The sequence below is a fragment of the Acidovorax sp. DMC1 genome, from assembly GCF_056314325.1.
Genome location: NZ_JBQUYO010000006.1, coordinates 130,019 through 147,015 on the forward strand (window position 1 = coordinate 130,019; position 16,997 = coordinate 147,015).

General features: G+C 66.9%; 17 protein-coding genes and 1 pseudogene. 13 read left to right on the forward strand and 5 right to left on the reverse strand.

The annotated features are described in order from the left end of the window. Positions 1–171: 171 nt before the first annotated feature. Genes ACT531_RS14125 through ACT531_RS14135 form a run of 3 tightly spaced genes read right to left on the reverse strand, consistent with a single transcriptional unit; the run spans position 172 to position 2,714 of the window. Positions 172–1,614, reverse strand: a complete 1,443-nt coding sequence (locus ACT531_RS14125; protein WP_476017817.1) for a sensor histidine kinase — start codon at positions 1,612–1,614, stop codon at positions 172–174. Beyond that, entirely contained in the window at positions 1,611–2,303 is a 693-nt protein-coding gene (locus ACT531_RS14130; RefSeq protein WP_309823498.1) for a response regulator, read from the reverse strand. Before ACT531_RS14130 ends, ACT531_RS14125 begins: the two co-directional genes overlap by 4 nt. A 24-nt stretch (positions 2,304–2,327) precedes the next feature. After that, the gene (locus ACT531_RS14135) at positions 2,328–2,714 is read right to left on the reverse strand and encodes a PepSY domain-containing protein (RefSeq protein ID WP_309823496.1); all 387 of its coding nucleotides are present in this window, start codon (positions 2,712–2,714) and stop codon (positions 2,328–2,330) included. Positions 2,715–2,827: 113 nt separating this feature from the next. On the opposite strand from ACT531_RS14135, the gene ACT531_RS14140 reads away from it, so the two are divergent. The 6 genes from ACT531_RS14140 (at position 2,828) to ACT531_RS14165 (ending at position 8,086) form a co-directional block, all read left to right on the forward strand. After that, complete coding sequence (locus ACT531_RS14140) at positions 2,828–3,232, forward strand: DUF1924 domain-containing protein (protein WP_309823494.1); 405 nt, start codon at positions 2,828–2,830, stop codon at positions 3,230–3,232. Positions 3,233–3,509: 277 nt separating this feature from the next. Further along, on the forward strand, positions 3,510–4,034 hold the full coding sequence (locus tag ACT531_RS14145) for a diheme cytochrome c (RefSeq protein WP_476017818.1): 525 nt from the start codon (positions 3,510–3,512) through the stop codon (positions 4,032–4,034). A gap of 45 nt (positions 4,035–4,079) precedes the next feature. Next, positions 4,080–4,847: a cytochrome b/b6 domain-containing protein gene (locus ACT531_RS14150; RefSeq protein WP_476017819.1), complete on the forward strand. Its 768-nt coding sequence runs from the start codon at positions 4,080–4,082 to the stop codon at positions 4,845–4,847. 30 nt (positions 4,848–4,877) lie between these two features. Continuing rightward, positions 4,878–5,042 (forward strand): rubredoxin, encoded by a 165-nt coding sequence (locus tag ACT531_RS14155; RefSeq protein WP_476017820.1) that lies wholly within the window; start codon positions 4,878–4,880, stop codon positions 5,040–5,042. A 111-nt stretch (positions 5,043–5,153) separates the two neighbouring features. Further along, the gene (locus ACT531_RS14160; protein ID WP_309823487.1) at positions 5,154–7,685 is read left to right on the forward strand and encodes a cation-translocating P-type ATPase; all 2,532 of its coding nucleotides are present in this window, start codon (positions 5,154–5,156) and stop codon (positions 7,683–7,685) included. A 14-nt stretch (positions 7,686–7,699) separates the two neighbouring features. After that, on the forward strand, positions 7,700–8,086 hold the full coding sequence (locus ACT531_RS14165; protein WP_060984191.1) for a VOC family protein: 387 nt from the start codon (positions 7,700–7,702) through the stop codon (positions 8,084–8,086). 43 nt (positions 8,087–8,129) lie between these two features. On the opposite strand, the gene ACT531_RS14170 is transcribed toward ACT531_RS14165, so the two are convergent. Further along, positions 8,130–8,753, reverse strand: coding sequence for a TetR/AcrR family transcriptional regulator (locus tag ACT531_RS14170; RefSeq protein ID WP_476017821.1), 624 nt, complete (start codon positions 8,751–8,753; stop codon positions 8,130–8,132). A gap of 142 nt (positions 8,754–8,895) precedes the next feature. Here ACT531_RS14170 and ACT531_RS14175 point away from each other — a divergent pair, with 142 nt between their 5' ends. The 7 genes from ACT531_RS14175 (at position 8,896) to ACT531_RS14205 (ending at position 16,478) form a co-directional block, all read left to right on the forward strand. Next, entirely contained in the window at positions 8,896–9,717 is an 822-nt protein-coding gene (locus tag ACT531_RS14175; protein ID WP_476017822.1) for a metal-dependent hydrolase, read from the forward strand. A gap of 18 nt (positions 9,718–9,735) precedes the next feature. Then, positions 9,736–11,160 (forward strand): TolC family protein, encoded by a 1,425-nt coding sequence (locus ACT531_RS14180; protein WP_476017823.1) that lies wholly within the window; start codon positions 9,736–9,738, stop codon positions 11,158–11,160. A gap of 5 nt (positions 11,161–11,165) precedes the next feature. After that, positions 11,166–12,140, forward strand: coding sequence for an HlyD family secretion protein (locus ACT531_RS14185; RefSeq protein ID WP_476017824.1), 975 nt, complete (start codon positions 11,166–11,168; stop codon positions 12,138–12,140). 69 nt (positions 12,141–12,209) lie between these two features. Beyond that, complete coding sequence (locus tag ACT531_RS14190; protein WP_015013627.1) at positions 12,210–13,382, forward strand: ABC transporter permease; 1,173 nt, start codon at positions 12,210–12,212, stop codon at positions 13,380–13,382. After that, positions 13,382–14,560, forward strand: a complete 1,179-nt coding sequence (locus ACT531_RS14195; protein ID WP_476017825.1) for an ABC transporter permease — start codon at positions 13,382–13,384, stop codon at positions 14,558–14,560. The genes ACT531_RS14190 and ACT531_RS14195 overlap by 1 nt, the downstream gene beginning before the upstream one ends. Before the next feature lie 50 nt (positions 14,561–14,610). Further along, on the forward strand, positions 14,611–15,855 hold the full coding sequence (locus ACT531_RS14200) for a glycosyltransferase (protein WP_476017826.1): 1,245 nt from the start codon (positions 14,611–14,613) through the stop codon (positions 15,853–15,855). Between the two features lie 20 nt (positions 15,856–15,875). Further along, positions 15,876–16,478 (forward strand): class I SAM-dependent methyltransferase, encoded by a 603-nt coding sequence (locus tag ACT531_RS14205; protein ID WP_476017827.1) that lies wholly within the window; start codon positions 15,876–15,878, stop codon positions 16,476–16,478. 95 nt (positions 16,479–16,573) lie between these two features. Here the strand turns inward: ACT531_RS14205 and ACT531_RS14210 are convergent. Continuing rightward, positions 16,574–16,997 (reverse strand): annotated as a pseudogene (locus tag ACT531_RS14210) (hypothetical protein); the annotation flags it as partial.

Sequence of the window (16,997 nt, forward strand, 5' to 3'; positions counted from 1 at the left end):
GGTGATAACCTGTTTTCATTACTCCAAGGCTTTGCAGAATTCAGGGGAATTTGTCAGGGCCTTAGCCCGCTTTGGCGGGCTTTTTTCATGGATTTCCGCTTTGGCGGGCTTTTTCTGTGCATCCCACTTTGGCAGTTTTTTGGGGCACTTCGCAGCGAGGGTCGCTGCGGCTCAATGAGCGTTTGCAGCCGGCAGGGTGAGCGTCGCCCGCAACCCGCCAAGGCCTGCAGGCTCCAGATCCAGCCGCCCGCCATACAACGCCGCCAGGTCCTGCACGATGGCCAGACCCAGCCCCGTTCCGGGCACGGTTTCGTCCAGGCGCACGCCGCGCTCCAGCGCTTGGGCACGCTGCGCGGCATCAATGCCTGGGCCGTCGTCCTCCACCGCAACCACCAGTTGGGGCTGCGCAGTTTCAGATCCGGCGGGCAGCAGCTGCGCCTGCAAGCGCACTGCGGACCGAGCCCACTTGCAGGCGTTGTCCAGCAGGTTGCCCAGCATTTCCTGCAGGTCCTGCGCCTCCCCCGCGAAGAACAACGGCACCGGAGGCGGCGCAACGGTAATGTCCAGCGCCCGGTCCGCATGCACCTTGTTCATCACGCGCACCAGGCCCTCCACCACCGGCTGCAGCGCGGTGCGCTGCCCGGGCAAGTGCGCAGACGCCGCCACCCGCGACCGCGCCAGGTGCCAGTCGATGTGCCTGCGTGCCACCACCACCTGCTCGCGCACCAGCGCCGCCAGTTCCTGTTCATCCGTGGGCGGTTGCACACTGGCCGCGTTGTCCAGCACCGTGAGGGGCGTCTTGAGCGCATGCGCCAGGTTGCCTGCCTGGGTGCGCGCGCGCTCCACCACCTCGCCATGGCGGCGCAGCACGGCATTGAAGTCATCGACCAGCGGTTGCACTTCGGCAGGGAAGCTGCCTTGCAATTGCGAAGCCCGGGCCTCTTGCACGTCTTGCACCGCACGCTGCAGGGCCTGCAGAGGCTTGAGCCCTACGGCCACCTGCGCCCAGGCGGCGGCGGCCAGCAGCACCAGCAGCACCGCCAGCGACAGCGCCAGCACGACCGTGAACCGGGCGGTGGCCGCCTGGGTGGCCTGCAGGTCGGCCGCCACAATCAAGCGCCAGCGCGCTGCATGCACGCCCTCTGCGCGCACCGTGCGCTCCAGCACCAGCAAAGGCGCACCCTGCGGCCCTGCCATCTCGTGCACATGCACGGCGCCATCGGCCAACGCATCCACCTGCAGCGCCAGGCTGGTGTCCCACAACGAGCGCGAGCGCAACACCCCTGCCCGCTCCCGCCCGTCGGGCGCCATGGCGTCCAACTGCCAATACAGGCCAGAGTAAGGCTTGAGCCAGCGCGGGTCCGAGAGCGCCTCGGCCGCAATCACCGGCTGCCCCTGGGCATCAAACTCCAACCGCGCCGTGATCTGGTCCAGCTGCAGCTGCAGCGCGGCTTGAAACTGCTGCTGCACATGCTCGCGGAACAACCCGCTCAGCACCAGCCCGGCCAGCACCATGGCCACGGCCAACCCCGCCAGCGTGACGGCCAGTAGCCGCACCCGCAGCGACCGGGACCAGTGCACAGGCGGCGCCGGTGGCGCACCAGGCACGCTCATGGCGGCACCAGGCGGTAGCCCATGCCACGCACGGTCTCAATGCGGGCCGAAGCCGCAGGGTCCGCCGACGAACCTGCAGAGGGCGACATCTTTTTGCGCAAGCGCCCCACAAACACCTCGATGGTGTTCGAGTCCCGGTCAAAGTCCTGCGCGTAGATGTGTTCGGTCAGCTCGGCGCGCGAGACCAGCACGCCGGGACGGTGCATCAGGTAGTCAAGCACCTTGTATTCATGGGCTGTCAGCGTCACCGGCTGGCCCGCGCAAGTCACGCGGCCACTGCGGGTGTCCAGCGACCAGTCTCCGCACTGCAGCACGGCCGACGCCTGCCCGCTGGCGCGGCGGATGAGTGCGCGCAGGCGCGCCAGCAGTTCTTCGAGGTGAAAGGGCTTGGTCAGGTAATCGTCGGCACCGGCGTCAATGCCTGCGACCTTTTCGTGCCAGTTGTCGCGCGCGGTGAGGACCAGCACCGGCATGTTGCGCCCCGCAGCCCGCCAGCGCTTGAGCACCGTGAGCCCGTCCACCACCGGCAAGCCCAGGTCCAGCACCACGGCATCGACCGCCTCGGTCTCACCCAGAAACTGTGCATCGCGGCCGTTGTCGGCCTCGTCCACGGAGTAGCCCGCGCCTTGCAGCGCCGTGCGCAGCTGGGCGCGCAGCAGCGTGTCGTCTTCTACCAGCAGGATGCGCATGGAGGTGTTGGGGTCGGAAGGGTGTCAGCGATTGTCCCGGCTTCTCGGCGGATCTTCGCGCGATTCTCGCGACCGCACACGCAGCACCTCGGCCGTGCGCGCATCGAGCTTGACCTTGGTCAACTGCCCGGCAGGCGTCAGCAGCTTGATCTCGTAAATCCAGCGCTCGCGCTCCTGTTCCAGCTCCACTTCCAGCACCTGCCCCGGCACCTCGCGCTGCAGGCGCTCCAGCACCGTGGGCAGCGGCAGCACCTGGCCCGCCTGCACAGCCTGCCGCGCCCGGTCATGGTCGTCCTTGCCGCTGGCCGAGGCAGGGGGCACTGCCAGCGCGGCAGCGCACAACACACAAGCCGCCAGGCGCCACCGCTTCACGGGGCTGTGCGCAGAAGCAGGTTGGATAGAGAAAAACATGGGGGCATTGTCCCGCGCGAAATCTGAACAGCCGATGAACAGACCTTTCACGCGCCGTTCAGGCAGGGATTTCAACAATGGCAGCACAAGACAAAACCCACGAGGACCCTGGCATGACTTCCCTTCGCACACTGACCTTGACCGCGCTCTGGGCACTGGCAGCCGCTGGCACGAGCCAAGCCGCCGACACCACAGCCGCCCAACAGCTTGCCCACTGGAGCGCGCAGGCCGGCAGCCCCGGCAACGCCGACAAGGGCAAAGTGTTCTTCACCACGCGCCATGGCGGCGAGTGGTCTTGCGCATCCTGCCACGGCACACCGCCCACCGCGCAGGGCAAACATGCCAGCACCGGCAAGCCGATTGCGCCCCTGGCCCCAGCCTTCAACCCCAAGGCCTTTACCGACACCGCCAAGGTGGACAAGTGGTTCCGGCGCAACTGCAACGACGTGCTGAGCCGTGAATGCACGGCGGTGGAAAAGGCCGACGTGCTGGCCTACCTCAACGCCCTCAAGCCCTAAGAGCCTGTTCACGACCTCCCAGGGGCCGCGTTGGAGCGCAATCGGTATGAGCGGGTGCTTCGGATGCGCCGCATGGGCTCATGCCCATGCAAGCAGCCGGGGCGTCCAATCGCCCGATTTCGCTCCAACCCTTCGGGCAGTGGTCTTTGCGGACGGTCTGCGGCGTTGCGGCGCTTGCCAATAGCCGAGCTATTGGCAGCGCACCGCGCCTTGCATCCCACCCCGCAAAGACCGCTGCGCGACCCCTGGGAGATCGTGAACAGACTCTAAAAACACCATGAAAAAACCAGTCCCATTACGCCCTGCGGCCCTGGCCGCCGCTGCGTGCGCGCTGACCCTGCTGTCCCTCTCCAGCGCCCACGCAGACAGCGGGCGAGCCATGCCCCGAAATGTGCCCAACGCCTACACGCAGGAATGCGCCGCCTGCCACACCGCCTACCCACCCGGCCTGCTGCCAGCAGCGTCGTGGAACCGCGTGATGACGGGCCTCGACAAACACTACGGCACCGACGCATCGCTGGACGCGGCCACCGTGCGCCAACTCAACCAGTGGTTGCAGGCGCACGCCGGCACCTACAAGCGCGTGAACGAGGAGCCGCCCGAGGACCGAATCACCCGCTCGGCCTGGTTTGAGCGCAAGCACCGAAAGATCGAACCCACCACCTGGAAGCTCGCCAGCGTGAAAAGCGCCGCCAACTGCGCGGCCTGCCATACGGGCGCAGACCAGGGGCAGTTTGACGAACACAACCTGCGCATGCCAGCGGGGCTGGATGCCCGCTCCCGCCGCGCCTGGAACGACTGAACGCCACGCACAGCCAACCTCCGGAGCCGACACAAGGAAAACACGATGAACAACACCCCCACCCTCCATCCCGCCGATGCCTCGGCGCAACCCGCCCCCGCGAAGGCCCCCAGCCGCCGGGTGACCGATGCGCCCACCCGCATGTTCCACTGGCTGTTTGCACTGTGCTTTGCGGGGGCCTACGCCACGGCCGATGGCGAGCACTGGCGGCTGCTGCACGTCACACTGGGCTACACCATGGCGGGGCTGCTGGGCTTTCGCCTGCTGTACGGCATCTTCGGGCCGCGCACGTCGGGCCTGGGCCTGCTGTGGCGCAAGCTGGCGGGGGCGCCCGCATGGCTGCGCGCCCTGCCCCAGGCCTCTTCCGTCACGCAAATCAACTGGCGCCAGGGCCAGTACCTGCTGATGGCGCTGGCCATCGTGTTGCTGCTGGCGCTGGTGGTACCCCTCACGCTCAGCGGCTACGCCACGTACAACGACTGGGGTGCTGCGCTGGGTGGCAACTGGATGGGCGAGGCGATGGAAGAAGTGCACGAGTTCTTCGGCAACGCTCTTCTGTTTGTGGTGTTGGCCCACATCGCGCTGATTGCTGGCTTGAGCGTGCTGCGCCGCAAGAACCAGGCCCTGCCCATGCTCACCGGCCGGGTGGAGGGCAAGGGGCCCGACCTGGTCCCGAAGAACCGCTCCTGGCTCGCCGCCCTGCTGCTGATCGCAACACTGGCCTTTGGTGCCTGCCAGTGGCAGCAGTCGCCCAGTGGCTGGGTGGCCAACGGCACATCCACCGAGCGCCAGCGGCACCACGATGACGACTGACTGCCGGCCTCGTACCGAAGGAACCACCCCATGAAAATCTACATGTGTGCCGTTTGCGGCTGGATTTACGACGAGGCTGCGGGCCTGCCCGACCATGGGATCGCGCCCGGCACCCGCTGGGCCGACTTGCCTGACGACTGGCGCTGCCCCGAATGCAATGTTGGCAAGGCTGATTTTGTGATGTGCGAGGTGTGAAGGAGAGGTATCGGGTGCGGCCCACTGCGCTGCGTGAGGGCTGCAGACATCGGTGCGCGGTATAACCGTTACACCATTGCATCCTCTGTGCAACGCAGCCTCACACACCCCATGCCACCTACCGACTCCCCCACCGGGCTCGACCCAGCCCTGGCCGCCCAGCGCCTGCGCGACGAGGGACCCAACGAACTGGGCATCGGCCAGCGCCGCACGCTGCGCGACATGGCCTGGGATGTGGTCACCGAGCCCATGTTCCTGCTGTTGCTCGGCGCAGGCGCCATCTACCTCGCCATGGGCGATGCGCACGAGGCGCTGATCCTGCTGGGCTTTGTGGTCATCATCATGGCGATCACGGTGCTGCAGGAGCGCCGCACCGACAACGCGTTGAACGCCCTGCGCGACCTCTCCAGCCCCCGCGCGCTGGCGTTGCGCGGCGGCACCCTGGTGCGCATTGCAGGCCGCGACGTGGTGCGCGAAGACCTGCTGATGATTGCCGAGGGCGACCGCATCCCCGCCGATGGCACGCTGCTGCAGGCCCACGAGCTGGCCGCCGACGAATCGATGCTGACCGGCGAATCCGAGCCCGTGGCCAAGCAACCAGCCGACAAGGTGTTTGCAGGCACGCTGGTGGTCAGCGGCCAGGGCCTGCTGCAGGTGACCGCCGTGGGGCGGCACACCGAGCTGGGCCGCATTGGCCAGTCGCTCGACACCATCGCCCTGCAGGCCTCGCCGCTGCGCGAAGAGATGGCGCGGCTCACGCGCAAGCTGGTGGTCATCGGCCTCGCGCTGTGCGCGCTGCTGGTGGCCCTGTTCTGGGCGCTGCGGGGCGATTGGCTGCAGGCCGTGCTGGCGGGCATCACGCTGGCCATGGGGGTGCTGCCGCAAGAGTTGCCGGTGATCATGATCATCTTCCTGGCCCTGGCCGCACGGCGGCTGGCGGCGCAACAGGTGCTCACGCGGCGGCTCAACGCCATCGAGACGCTGGGGCAAACCACCGTGCTGTGCGTGGACAAGACCGGCACCCTGACGCAAAACCGCATGGCCGTGGCGGCGCTCTGCATTGCGGGGCAGGAGCTGGATGTGCAGAACCTGCCCGCCGCAGCAGATGGCAGCGCGCTGCCCGATGCCTTCCACGAGCTGCTCGAATACGCCGTGCTGGCCAGCGAGATCGAACCGCACGACCCCATGGAGCAGGCCTTTCACCGCATGGCGGCCGACCACCTGGTGGACACCGAGCACCTGCACCCCGCATGGGCGCTGGCGCGCGAATACGAGCTGTCGCCCCAGCTGTTGGCCATGAGCCACCTGTGGCGCGACGGCACCTCGGCGCACGACACGGTGGCCACCAAGGGCGCACCCGAAGCCGTGGCCGACCTTTGCCACCTGCCCGACGCCGAGCGCGCCGCCGTCAGCGCCCAGGCCGCACGCCTGGCCGACCGGGGCCTGCGGGTGCTGGGCGTGGCCAAGGCCCGGCACCGCACGCAAGACACCTGGCCCCCTACCCAGCACGACTTTGACTTTGAATGGCTGGGCCTGGTGGCCCTGGCCGACCCGCTGCGCCCCGAGGTGCCAGAGGCCATTGCGCAGTGCCGCCAGGCGGGCATTCGCGTGGTGATGATCACCGGCGACCACCCCCGCACCGCGCGCGCCATTGCCGCCCAGGCGGGCATCGCCAACGACCGTGTGATCACCGGCGACGAGTTGGTCCACTTGCCGCCCCAGGCGCTGGCCAACCAGGTCCGGCAGGTCAGCGTGTTTGCACGCATCAAGCCGCACCAGAAGCTGGCACTGGTCGAAGCCCTCAAGGCCCAGGGCGAGGTGGTGGCCATGACCGGTGACGGCGTGAACGACGCCCCGGCCCTCAAGGCCGCCCACATCGGCATCGCCATGGGCCAGCGCGGCACCGACGTGGCGCGCGAGGCTGCGGCCCTGGTGCTGCTGCACGACGACTTCGCGGCCATCGTGCTGGCGATTCACCGGGGGCGGCAGACCTTTGCCAACCTGCGCCAGGCCATGGTCTACACACTGGCGGTGCACGTGCCCATCATCGGGCTGGCGCTGCTGCCGGTGCTGTTCGGGCTGCCGCTGGTGCTTGCGCCACTGCACATCGCGTTTCTGGAACTGGTCATCGACCCCGCCTGCTCCATCGTGTTCGAGGCCGAAAAAGGTGCTGCCGACCTCATGCAGCAGCCGCCCCGCGCGGCCGACGAGCCACTGCTGTCCGCCCGCCACATCCTGCTGAGCGTGCTGCAAGGCAGCGTGGTGACGGCCGCCGTGGTGGGCCTGTATCCCTGGCTGTTGAGCCAGCCCGCACATGCCGCCACCGCCAGCACTGCCGCGTTTGTGGTGCTGGTGGCCGCCAACGCCGCGCTCATCCTGCCCAGCCGCAGCAGCCAGACAAGCTGGCGCAGCCTGTGGGCAGGCCTCACCCCGGTCAGCCTGTGGGTGGCAGGAGGCACGCTGGCCGCGCTGGCGGCCATCACCACCGTGCCTTGGCTGGCCAACGCTTTCCGATTTGTGCCGCTGTCGCCCCTGCACTGGTTCATGGCCTTGCTGGCCGGGCTGCTGCTCACGGTGGTGTTTGCTGCCAACAAGCGGTGGCTGCAGCCCACAGCACCGGCGCTCCATCCTTCACCCGCCTGACTCTGCCCCACACCATGCCCATCGTCCTGGATTCACTCGACCACGTCGTGCTCACCGTCGCCAGCATCGACAAAACCATTGCGTTTTATGAGCGTGTGCTGGGCATGACCGCGCGGGAGTTCAAGCCCCAGCGGTACGCGCTGCACTTCGGCGCGCAAAAGATCAACCTGCACGAAGTGGGCACAGTGGTGGACCCCAATGTGCGCCATGCCACAGCGGGCTCGGGCGACCTGTGCTTCCTCACCCGGATGCCGCTCGACGACGTCATCGCCCACCTGCAGGCCGAAGGCGTCACCATCGTGCAAGGCCCGGTGGGCGCAACGGGCGCACGCCACCGGCTGCGCTCGGTCTATATCTACGACCCGGACGACAACCTGATCGAGATTGCCAACGAGGTGTGAGGCGCCCGCTGCGCGGGCAGCGGTAAGCATTACCCCAACAGATTCAAAACTCCGCAGAGATTGCCGCCCGCAACAACGTGGAAGCGGGCTCCACCAGCTCTTGCAGCTGCCCGGCCCGGTCCTGCTCGATGGACTGCAGCACCATTTCGTTGATGCCTCCCACCACGGCCATGGCCATCATGGGTTGCAGCGGGGCTTTGCGTTTGCGCTCGCCCGGGCGGTTGTTCACCACGTCCAGCATCAGGTCGGCCAGTTGCTGGTTGGCGCGGCGGCGCGCGGCCAGGCCCGTGGGGCCCAGGCCCAGGATGTCGATGAACAAGGTGCGCAGCAGCACGGGGTTGCGGGCCAGCACGCCAAAGTAGGCCGCCATGGCCTGCTCCACCTGGGCCTCCCAGTCGCTGTGCGGGTCAATGGCTGCGCGCAGCACCGCAATGGCGTTGCCGCTGGCCGCCTCATACAGTGCGGTCAGGCATTCGGCCTTGTCGGCAAAGTTTTCATAAAAGGTGCGGCGCGACACGCTGGCTTCGCGCACGATGTCGGCAATGGTGGTGTCGGCATAGCCCTTGGCGGCCACGGCGCGCGCCATGCCTTCCAGCAGGCGGGCGCGGTGTTCGGTGCCCGCAGCGGGTGCAGCGGGCGCAGCAGTTGGGGCGGTGACTTCACTCATGGAGGCAGATCGCAAGGCAGAAAATTCGACGAGGTACTTGACAGTACCATGGTTGATCTGCATCATACAAACCCAATCGGTACTGCAAAGTACCAAACCTGTGCACCACCGTGCGGCCCCCCTTGCGCCAGGAGCCTTCTTCATGACCGAACTCGTTGTCCGTCGCCTGCTGATCGACCTGGAGACGCCGTTTGCGCGCCGCTGGTGTGGTGGCGATGCGTTTCGCTCGGCGCTGTTCAATGCGCTGTCGATGAGCTTTCCGGTGGGCGAGCAGTTCTTTATCGATGCCGTGCGTGACGGCCACAAGGCCCTGCCCCCTGACCAACAGGCGCAGTTTGCCGAAGAGGTGCGCGGCTTTATCGGGCAAGAGGCCACCCACCGCCGCATCCACGCGCTGTTCAACGGCCACCTCGACCAGCAGGGCCTCGCCAACGAATGGGCCCCGCGTGCGCAAGAGCGCATGAAGCTGTTTGCAGGCGCCGACCCGCGCCATCCGCTGGCCGTGACCGCTGCCAACGAGCACTTCACCGCCCTGCTGGCCGAATGGCTGCTGGCTCACCCCGAGGTACTGCAGGGCGCCGAGCCCCGCCTGGCCACCATGTGGCAGTGGCACTGCGCCGAAGAGTCCGAGCACAAGAACACCGCCTTCGACCTTTACCAAGCGCTGGGCGGCAACCATGAGTGGCGCATCACCTGGTTCCGCCGCATCACGGTGGTGTTCCTGGGCGATGTGCTGCGCCAGACGGTGCTGAACCTGCGCCGCGATGGCTCGCTGTGGAAATGGAGCACCTGGACCAGCGCCGCACGCACGCTGTTCGGCAAGGGCGGCCTGGTGCGAGAGACCTGGCGCCCCTGGCGCGAATACTTGCGCCCCGACTTTCACCCCAGCCAGCACGGCACCGACCTGTCGGCACGCTGGCTGGCAGAGCACAGCAACGCCTACACCCCCGTAGGTGCGCGCTGACAACCACGACCTGACACCATGACCCATCCCACCACGCCCCGGCACACAGGCCGGGCAGGCGCGGCTTTGCTCTGCCTGCTCGCATCGACCGCCCTGCCCCTGCAGGCCCACGCTGGCCCTTTGGCCTTTGACGCCGCTCTGCAGCAGCTGCAGCAGCGCTCCGACCAGCTGGCCGCATCGCGCAACGCTGTCGAAAGCGCCCAGCTGCGCCGCGACGCCATGCAGCGCCTGGGCGGCCCGGTGGTCAACCTGAGCGGCGCCGCCTACACCTACAACGCCAACCTGGACGTGGACCTGAACCCGCTGAACCGCGCCCTGCCCGGCGTGCTGTCGCAGCTGCCACCCCAGCTGGCGGGCTCGCTGGCCCAGTTGCCCCACCTGCCGTCCAGCTACACGCTCAACCGCAGCAAGAGCGACACCACGGCCTCGGTCTCCGCCATCTGGCCCATCTACATGGGCGGCGCCAGCAATGCCGCCCGGGGCCTGCTGGATGCCCAGGCGCAAGAGGCCCAGGCCGACGCTACCAAAACCAGCCACGAGGCCACCACCTTGCTGGTGCAGCGCTACTTTGGTGCCCAGCTGGCGCAGCGCGCTGCCGTGCTGCGCGAATCGGCCCTGGCCACCATCGAACAGCACGACGCTGCCGCGCAGAAGATGCTGGACGCCGGCATGATCGCGCGCGTCGAACGCCTGCAGGCCCGCTCCGCACTGGAAGAGGCCCGCCGCAATGCCCGCAAGGCCCGCGACGATGCCGAGCTGGCCGCCACGGCGCTGACCCGCACCCTGAAGGCGTCCGACCCTGTGACGCCTACCAGCCCCCTGTTTGTGCTGAGCCAGCCGGTCGAACCCCTGCCCCACTTCATCGACACCGCCTTGGCCCACCACCCAGGCTTGGACAAGGTGGCCGCCAAGAAAGAGCAAGCCACGCAACTGCACGCCGCCCAGGAGGCACTGCGCAAGCCCCAGGTGTTCGCGTTTGGTCAGCGCCAGCTCAAGACCGGCCGCGACGCCGACTGGGTGGCCGGTGTGGGCGTGCGCTGGACGCTGTGGGACTCCATCGACCGCAATGCGCTGGCCGAATCGTCCAACCGCCAGATCGAGCAGGCCGAGCGCACTGGCGCACAGGCGCAGAACGACATTGCCCTGCTGGTGGAAAAGCGCTGGCTGGCCCTGGAGCAGGCGCGCCGCGCCTACTTTGCGCTGCAGCCAGGGCTGGAGCTAGCCGACGAAGTGCTGCGCCTGCGCATCTCGGGCCTAAAGGCGGGCACCAGCACCACGCTGGACCTGATCGACGCACAGGTCAACCAGGCCAAGGCCCAGACCGAACGCGCCCAGGCCGCCCACGACTACGTGAAGGCGCTGGCCGACCTGCTGGAAGCCTGCGGCCTGTCGGAAGACTTTGGCAAATACATGGCGCGCGCTGATGCGCTGAAAGTGGAGTGAAGAGCATGAGCAAGAAAACAGCAGCCGTCGGCGCAGTGGCCTTTGTGGCCGTGGCAGGCTTTGTGGGCTTTGGCCTGTGGAAGGCCTCGCAGCCCGCGCCCGAAGTCTTTCAGGGCCAGATCGAAGCGCAAGAGGCCGACATCGCCCCCAAGGTCACCGCGCGCATTGCGCAGATCCTGGTGAAGGAAGGCGACCAGATCGCCGTGGGCGCGCCCCTGATCCGCATGGACAGCCCCGAGGTCAAGGCCAAGCTGGCACAGGCCACCGCCGCACAGGATGCCGCCCAGGCCGTGGCCGCCAAGGCCGAAAGCGGCGCCCGCCCGCAAGAGGTTGAGATGGCCCGCCTGAACTGGCAGCGCGCCGTGGCCGCTGCCGACCTGGCTGAGTCCTCCTTCAAGCGCGTGGATGGCCTGGCCCGCGAGGGCCTGGTGGCGGCGCAAAAACGCGACGAGGCCGAGGCCAACTTCAAGGCCTCGCGCGACCAGGCGCTGGCCGCCAAGGCCCAGTACGACCTGGCCCGCGCTGGTGCGCGCAGCGAAGACCGGTCCGCCGCCAGCGCCCAGGCGCGCCAGGTGGCGGGCGTGGTGGCCGAGGTGCAAGCGGCCCAGGCCGAGACCGAGCTCAAGAGCCCCGTCGCCGGCGAAGTAGCCAAGGTGCTGGCCCGCACGGGCGAACTGTCGCCGCAGGGCGTGGCCGTGGTCACGGTGGTGGACCTGAAGGACCAGTGGGTGGTGCTGAACGTGCGCGAAGACCGCCTGCAGCGCTTTGCCATCGGCAATGAGTTCGACGCCACCCTGCCCGCGCTGGGCGGCAAAACCGTGAAGTTCAAGGTCTATCACACGGCTGCGCTGCCGGACTTTGCCACCTGGCGCGCCACGCGCGCGGGCCAGGGCTTTGACGCCCGCACGTTTGAAGTGCGCGCGCGCCCGGCGGCCCCCATCGAAGGCGCACGCCCCGGTATGACGGTGCTGGTGCAGTGACATGCGCCTGATCCACAGAGATTTCACCAAAAAGTGCCGGTAGCGCTAGTGCAATATGCGCAAACAGCTATGAATTCAATAGCAAACAGCTTCCGCCGCGAGGCCCGCCGTCTGGCGGCCGACCCGTGGGACCTGGCCATGGTCACCTGGGTGCCGCTGCTGGGCGTGGCGCTCTTGTGGTGGATCTTTTCGGCCGGCCTGCCGCGCCACCTGGCGGTGGGCGTGGTGGACGACGACCACTCCAGCCTGTCGCGCCAGCTGGTGCGCATGCTGGATGCCACGCCGGGCGTGCAGATCACCCAGCATTTCACCAACGCGGCCGAGGCCGAACGCGCGCTGCGCGCGGTGGACGTGTACGCCGTGGTCTCCATCCCGCGCGACTTTGCGCGCACGGTGAAGGAAGGCCGCGCTGCGCAGGTCACGCTGCTGCACAACGCACAGATGTCCACCCACTCGGGCCTGCTGCAGCGCGATGTGCGCACGGCCGTGGGCACCTTGTCGGCAGGTATCGAAATGGCCGCACGCAACAAGCGCGGCGAAAGCGCCCAGGCCGTGCACGTGAGCATGGAGCCCATCCACACGCAGATGGTGGCGCTGTTCAATGTGTCCAGCAACTACGAGCAGTTTCTGGGCGCGGCGCTCATCCCCGCCCTGCTGCACATCCTGGCCATGACGGCCGGTGCCTGGACGGTGGGCCGCGAACTGCGTGACCGCACGCTGGGCGAATGGCTGGGCGCAGGGGGCTGGGTGCGCACGGCAGGCGCGCTGGCGGGCAAGCTGGCCCTGCCCTGGGTGTCTCTCACGCTGGTGGGCCTGTTGGCACTGGTGGGCATCACCTGGGGCCGGGGCTGGCACCCGCCGGGCAACCTGTGGTGGGTGGCTGCGGCGCTCGCACTGCTGATGGCCGTGTCGATCACCGCTGGCGCTGCGCTGGCGGGTATCACGCGGTCGCTGCGCACTGCGCTGTCGGGTGCGGGCTTTTTTGCAGCACCGGCGTTTGCGTTCAGCGGCGTGGCCTTCCCACTCGCGGGCATGCCCGGCAGCGCCCGCGCCTGGGCCGAGGCCATGCCGTTCACGCACTACATCCGTCTGCAGATCGAGCAGCTGCAAATGGGCGCACCCGTGGCCATCAGCGTCTCGACCGTCGTGGCGCTGATCCTCGCCACCGCCGTGCTGTGGCTGCTGGGCGCCACTGCACTCACGCTGGCACACCAGCGCCCCGACACGTGGGGAGGCCGCTGATGAACACGACAACACAACCCGTGCCCGTGGCAACCCCCTCGCAGCAAGGCCTGCTGGGCGCCTGGCTGCACGCGCTGGCCACCGTGGTGCGCGACAAGGGCGTGCTGCTGCTGTTGGTAGGCGCACCCGTGCTCTACGGCTTTTTCTATCCCTGGTTCTATGCCGACGAGGTGCTGACCCGCGTCCCCGTGGCCGTCGTGGACCTGGACCACACCAGCCTGTCGCGCCAGATCACCCGCTTTGCCGACGCCGACCCACGCATCGAGGTGCACCTGGTCACCGGTAGCGAGCGCGAGGCGCAGGAGGCCCTGTGGCGCGGCGAGATCGAGGGCTACGCGGTGATCCCAGCCGGGCTCAAGCGCAACGTGGTGCGCAGCGAAAACGCCGTGGTCAGCATCGAGGCCAACGGCGCCTACGCGCTGCTGAACAAGGCGGTGCAATACGGCTTTGCGGAAGCCGTCGGCACGGTATCGGCCGGGGTCGAGATCCGCAAGCTGCAGGCCAGCGGCCAGAGCGCCCCACAGGCCCGTGCCAGCCGGGCGCCGGTGCAGCTGCAGATGGTGGCGCTGTTCAACCCCACCGAGGGCTACGGCAGCTTTGTGGTGCCCGCGGTGGCGCTGCTCATCCTGCAGCAGACCCTGCTGATGGGCGCTGCGATGCTCACCGGCACCTGGGTCGAAAGCGGCCAGCACCGCGCCCGCGCCACCACCTGGCTGGGCCGCCTGCTGGCGCTGTGCACGCTGGGCTGGGCCAGTGGCCTCTTCTACTTTGGGTGGATCTTTGTGCTGCACGACTACCCGCGCGGCGGCAACCCGCTGGGCGCGCTGGCGCTGCTGGCCTGCTACATCCCAGCCATCGCGGCGCTGGGCGCGCTGCTGGGCCTGTGGTTTGGCAACCGCGAACGCGCGCTGCAGGTGCTGCTGTTCACCACGCTGCCCATCGCGTTCGTCGCAGGCTTCTCGTGGCCGGTGGAGGCCCTGCCCGAGCCGCTGCAGTGGCTGCGCTGGCTGCTGCCCAGCACCTCGGGTGTGCAGGCATCTCTGCGGCTCAACCAGCTGGGGGCACCGCTGCAGGCGGCGTTGCCTTATCTGTGTGGACTAGTGGTTTGGGGTTCTGTGTGCGCAGGGGCTTTATTGTTTGCAACACGCCCTCGCAACATCATTGCCAAAGCCGTCTGAAAGCTGCCACTGCGGCCTCGGAAGCGACCGCAGATCGGCACAATTGGTGGATGCGCATCCTGTTCATTCACCAGAACTTCCCGGGTCAATTCAAACATCTGGCGCCTGCCCTCGCTGCCCGTGGGCATGAAGTCGTCGCACTGGGCATCAATCAGCCATCCATCGCTACGCCCGGGGTCAAAGTCGTGTTGCATCGCCCCCAGTTCACGGCTGCAGCGGCCTCCACCGACCCAGACACCATCGCGTTGCACGAGCTGCGCAAAAAAATGGAGCGTGGCATGTCTGTGGCCCGCGCTCTAGAAGCCCTTCAGCGCAGTGGCTTCACGCCAGATCTGGTCTGTGCGCACTCTGGATGGGGAGAAGCCTTTTACGTCAAAGACGTGTATCCCCATGCCAAGCTGCTCGTCTATGCCGAGTATTTCTACCAGGCCAACGGGGGGGACTCGAACTTCGACCCGGAGTTCAGCCGACCAGTAGAGGGCGATCAACGACGCCTGCACACCAAAAATCTGCATCTGATGCACGCGCTCGCTCATGCTGACCAGGGCTTATCCCCCACCTTGTTCCAGCGCGACAGGCATCCGCCCGCACTGCGTGATCGCATCGAGGTCATTCACGACGGGATTGATACAGGGCGTTTTGCCCCCGACGCCCAGGCATTCATCTCGCTGCGCAATGCGGGTATCCGCCTGACAGCGCAACACGAAGTCGTGACTTTTGCAGTCCGGGAGTTGGAGCCCTATCGGGGCTATCACATCTTCATGCGGGCGTTGCCAGAACTGCTGGCACGGCGCCCGAATGCCCATGTCATCATCGTCGGCGGCAGTGGCGCAAGCTATGGAGCAGCAGCGCCGACAGGTACAACATGGCGTAAGGTTTTTCACGATGAGGTGGCGGCGCGTATTGACCATCAACGCGTGCACTTTGTCGGCAAGCTGCCGCACGCGACCTTGACCCAATTGATGCAGGTGTCCACTGTGCACGCCTACCTGACCTACCCTTTCGTCTTGAGCTGGTCCTTGATGGAGGCAATGAGCATCGGCTGCGTGATTGTGGCTTCGGACACAGCGCCCGTGCAGGAACACATACGGCATGGAGAGAATGGTCTTCTGGTCGATTTCTTTGATCCACAAGCGCTTGCCAACACCATTGCGCAAGCCATCGAGCAGCGCGAGCAGCTCCGCAAACTACGCACAGCTGCGCGCTCGCATATTGTTGCCAACCTCGATCTCAATGGCATATGCCTGCCCGCCCAGATCGATTTGATGTCGCGTATCGTGAACGCCCCCCTCTAAACCCTGAATCCCTATTTCTCATGCCTGTTTTCCTGCATGTCGGCTGCGGCCAAAACACCAAATTGCGCACCACGCGCGCGCTGAATACGCCCGATTGGAAGGAGCTGCGCCTGGACATCGATCCCGCAGTCAACCCCGATATCGTGGGCAGCATGACCGACATGCGTGCCGTGGCCGATGGGTCTGTGGACGCGGTCTACTCGTCGCACAACATCGAGCACCTGTATCCGCACGAAGTACCGGTGGCCCTGGCGGAGTTCCGCCGCGTTCTCAAGCCCGAGGGCTTCGCTATCGTCACCTGCCCCGACCTGCAGGCGGTTGCAGAGCTGATCGCCCAAGACAAGCTCACGCAGCCTGCCTACCAATCGCCGGCGGGTCCCATATCGCCCCTGGACATTCTTTACGGACACCGTCCCGCACTGGCTAGAGGCAACCTGTTCATGGCACATCGCACCGGGTTCACCTTGAGCAGCCTCATGCACACCTTCAAAGCGGCAGGATTTGCCACCTGCGCAGGAAAGCGCCAGCCGCCGCCTGCCTACGCTTTGTGGTTGCTCGCCGCAAAACAATCGCTGCCAGAGGCACCACTGCGCCAACTCTCGGCGATGCATTTTCCGAACTGACAACAACGGATCCGCCAACGAGGAAGCTCCCAGCTGCAGGGCAAAAAAAGGGCCGCCCTCGATGTGGCGGCCCTTGTACTCTGGCGAGCGCGTTATCAGGCGATCAGAACGAAGTCCGCACCTGTCAGCGCCGGATGCGTTGTTGTTCCAAGAACAACAAGTGTCACTGCACTTGTGCCCCCCACTCCATCGGCGTCATAGGTCAGTGCCCCGGTCACAGTGCTGTATTGGAGATAGTCCCCACCCAACACAACCGGCGTTCCAGCTACCCCCAATTGGGTGAACACTGCCGCAGACAAGGCGATCTTGTCGCCCTGTGCTGTAACGAAGTCGGTAATACGGTCTTGATTGCTCAGGCCGAAAGCAGCGTCAAAGACAAAGGTGTCTGCACCCGCGCCCCCCGTCAAAGTATCGTTGCCCAACCCACCCACCAGGGTGTCGTTGCCCCCCATCCCGTTGAGCACGTTGTTACCCGCCCCGCCCGTTAGCACGTTGCCATCCCCGCTGCCCGTCACGTTC